Annotated in this window: 3 protein-coding genes; all 3 read right to left on the bottom strand. The window is 68.5% G+C overall.

Features of this window, described 5'->3' with window-relative positions; all coding sequences use genetic code 11:
* Window positions 1-235 (bottom strand): 2-oxoglutarate dehydrogenase E1 subunit family protein (locus tag FXN61_RS53965; RefSeq protein ID WP_312878572.1); only part of this gene is annotated, 235 nt, incomplete at its 3' end.
* A 292-nt stretch (window positions 236-527) separates the two neighbouring features.
* Window positions 528-1349 (bottom strand): ATP-grasp domain-containing protein, encoded by an 822-nt coding sequence (locus FXN61_RS48320; protein WP_167980475.1) that lies wholly within the window; start codon window positions 1347-1349, stop codon window positions 528-530.
* Between the two features lie 387 nt (window positions 1350-1736).
* The coding region (locus tag FXN61_RS48315) for an ABC transporter ATP-binding protein (protein ID WP_167980474.1) at window positions 1737-3345 on the bottom strand (1609 nt) is incomplete at its 5' end.

The following is a 3345-nucleotide window of genomic DNA, read 5'->3' as shown; positions in this document are numbered from 1 at the left end:
CGGCCTTGCCGTTGTCGGCGGCCGGCGGCGTCACGGTCGCGGTCGTGGTGGCGGTGGAGCCACCCGCGCTGACCGTGGCGGCGGCACTGCCGTTGCCGCCCGCACGCTTGTAGTCGGCAAAGAAGTCATGCCATGCCGGGTCTACGGATGACGGGTCCGCGAGGAACTGCTCGTACATCTCCTCGACGAGCCACTCGTTCGGCCCGAATTGTGACGCAGGACTGCTGCTGGACACGGCTGGCGCTCGCCTCTATCCATCTCGCTCTTGGTGTTGACTCATGCGGTAGTCAGGCTAGTCCCCCTGGCCCGGGCCTTCACACGCTGGAGGCACATGGCAAGGAGTGCTCTGTCACAGGATCGATCAGGACGGGCCTGGCGTCACCCGCAGTTGAGCAGTTCTTGATGTGCGTCTCACTACGTCGCCTCCCTTTCGGGCAATGTCATGGAACTGTTGGACGGGCATACGCACTGAGAGCAGTGATCAGTTCACGATAGGTACATCTGGTGCATCGTGCGGATTGATCTTGTCAGTCCAGCGATCGCCGGATCGAACTTGTCATCGCCTTCACGAAGTCCTCTCTGGTTCGGTCCGATGTCCGGTCCAGGGACAGATACGGGTTCAGGTCCTCCAGTTCGACCAGGAGGAGGTTTCCGTCCTGGGTGCGGCAGGCGTCGACGCGCTGGATGCCGTGGCCGAGGTTGTTCCAGGTGATGAACTTCCGCGCGAATTCCAGATCTTCCGTCGTCGCGTCGTAATGGGTGAGTTCCCAGCGGTGGGCCGGGTCTGGTGCGTGCAGGGCGTACTGGAAGTCGTGGTCCACGAAGTAGAACGACACCTCGTACCGAAAATCGATCTTGGGCTGGATGAGCACGTCCCCGCTGGTTTTGTCGTGGAGTTCGTCGTGGGTGACGAACTCGAGACCGTGCGAGTCGGCGCCGGCTTTGGGCTTCACGACGTACTCGGTCGCCTGCGGGAGGCGGTCGAGGTGGGCAGGGTGGTCGACCGTGGGGATGACCGGGTAGCCCTGCCCGGTCAGGTCGATCATGTACTGCTTGCCCGCCATGTCGGCCTTGCCGGTCAGCGGGTTGTAGACGCGTTGGGCCGTGGCCTCGGCTTGCTCGCGGAAGTGGGCGTAGGCCTTTGGGTAGTCGATCACCGGGCCGCTGTTGCGGACGACCACGGTGTCGAAGCCGGCCATCAGGTTCGCGGCGTGCTCGGGGTGGCAGATGGCCAGGTCGAAGGTGTCGCGGAGTTTTGAGGTCAGGTAGATGTCCTCGTCGCAGTAGCGCCTGCCCCTGGCCGGATAGGCGAGGTCTGAGACGTAGAGGACGGAGGGGCGGCTCGGCATGGCGGGGACTCCTTGACCTGGCTGGCCTGGGGAGTTGGTTTGTACGTCATGGCCGGGCGTGGGGACGAGGGTTCGTGGCGCGGGCCACGGGGGATGGCTGCGGGCGTGCGGTCCGGATGGCGCGGTTTCGCTTTCGGGGTTGCTGGTACGCCACGGCCTTTGTCACATGGGTGGGTGCCGACCTCGGCGTAGTGGCCAGGCGGGGGTCGTGCGGCGTTGAGCTGTCACGGAATGGCTGCGGCCCGCGGCTCCGGATGGCGCGGCTTCGCATTCGGGGTTGCTGGTGGGCCGCAGGGTTCTGGGGTTGTTGGGTGCCGCAGCGTTGTCGCACGGGTCGGTGCCCACCTCGGCGCCCTGCTGAGGTCGGGTGGGGTGCGTTGGCTGGGGTCAGGCGGCTTCGGGGGTGCCGTGGCGCCAGAGGCGGGCGTAGGCGCCGTTGGCCGACAAGAGGTCGGTGTGGGTGCCCTGTTCGACGATCCGGCCGCCTGCGAGGACGACGATGCGGTCTGCTCGGGCGGCGGTGGCCAGGCGGTGTGCGACTACGAAGGTCGTGCGGGCGCCTGCCAGGTGGTCGCTGGCGGCGAGGACCGCGGACTCGGTTGCCGGGTCGAGGGCTGCGGTGGCCTCGTCGAGGAGCAGGACGTCCGGGTTCACCAGCTCGGCTCTGGCGAGGGCCACCAGCTGGCGCTGGCCCGCGGAGAGGTGGTTGCCGCGTTCGCCCACCGGCTGGCGGAAGCCGTTGGGGAGGGTGGCGACCATGTGTAGGGCGCCCACGGCTTCCACTGCGTGCTGGACTTCCGGCTCTGTGGCGGTGGGACGGCCGTAGGCGACGTTGCCGGCGACGTCGCCGCCGAAGAGGTGGGCTTCCTGGGGGACCACGCCGAGCCGTTGGCGGTAGGCGGAGAGGTCGTAGGTGCGGACGTCGACGCCGTCGATCAGGACTGTGCCGCCGGTGGCGTCGTAGAAGCGGGCGATCAGCTTGACCAGGGTGGACTTGCCCGCACCGGTCTCGCCCACCAGCGCGACGGTTTCGCCCGGCGTGACGTGCAGGGTCACGTTGTCCAGGGCAGGGTGGTCCGCTCCCGCGTAGGTGAAGGAGACGTTGCGCAGCTCCACCTCGCCGCGCAGCCGGGGCGGGACCGGAACGGGGGAGGCCGGCGGCTCGACCGTGCTGGGGGTGCGCAGCAGGTCGCCGATTCGGCGCAGGCCCACGCGGGCCTGCTGGTAGCCGTCGAAGACACCGGAGAGCTGCTGGATGGGGCTGAAGAACAGGCCCAGGTACAGCAGGAAGGCGAGCAGGATGCCGGGTGTCAGGGTGCCGACGGCGACCCGGTGGGCGCCCACGGCCAGGACGATCGCCTGGGCCACACCGGAGAGCATCGCCACGAACGGGAAGTAGGTGGCGATGTAGCGCTGGGCGCGCAGCCGGGTGCGGCGGTAGGCGTCGCTGCGTTCGGCGAACGCTTCCGCGGAGTGGCGCTCTCGGGTGTACGCCTGGGAGACGCGCAGGCCCGAGACGTTCTCCTGGAGGTCGGCGTTCACGGCGCTGACCCGTTCGCGGGCTTCGGCGTACGCGACGGAGGAGAGGCGCTGGAAGATCACGGTCGCGACCGCCAGGATCGGCAGCACCGACAGGGCGATCAGGGCCAGCGAGGCGTCGGTGAACACCAGGGCGGCGGTGATGCCGACGACGGTGATCAGGCTGATCACCGCGGTGACGAGACCGGTCTGCAGGAACGTCGAGAGTGCGTCGACGTCCGTCGTCATCCTCGTCATGATCCGGCCGGCCATCTCGCGCTCGTAGTAGTCGAGGCCGAGGCGTTGCAGGTGGGCGTAGCTGCGGACGCGGAGCAGGTAGAGCAGGCGTTCGCCGAGACGGGCGGCGAAGACCGTGCTGCCGGCCGTCGTCAGCCAGCCGACCAGCACCAGGCCGACGCCCAGGCCGACCGCCTGCCACAACGCCGACTCGGCGCCGCCCCACCACGCCGCCGTCGAC

Origin of the sequence: Lentzea indica (assembly GCF_012184385.1) — a bacterium.
GTDB lineage: Bacteria > Actinomycetota > Actinomycetes > Mycobacteriales > Pseudonocardiaceae > Lentzea > Lentzea indica.
This window is presented reverse-complemented; position numbering and strand designations above follow the sequence as displayed.

Excerpts from the sequence above, each read along its gene's own strand:
- FXN61_RS48320 (WP_167980475.1), bottom strand. The coding sequence starts at position 1,349 with ATGCCGAGCCGCCCCTCCGTCCTCTACGTCTCAGACCTCGCCTATCCG.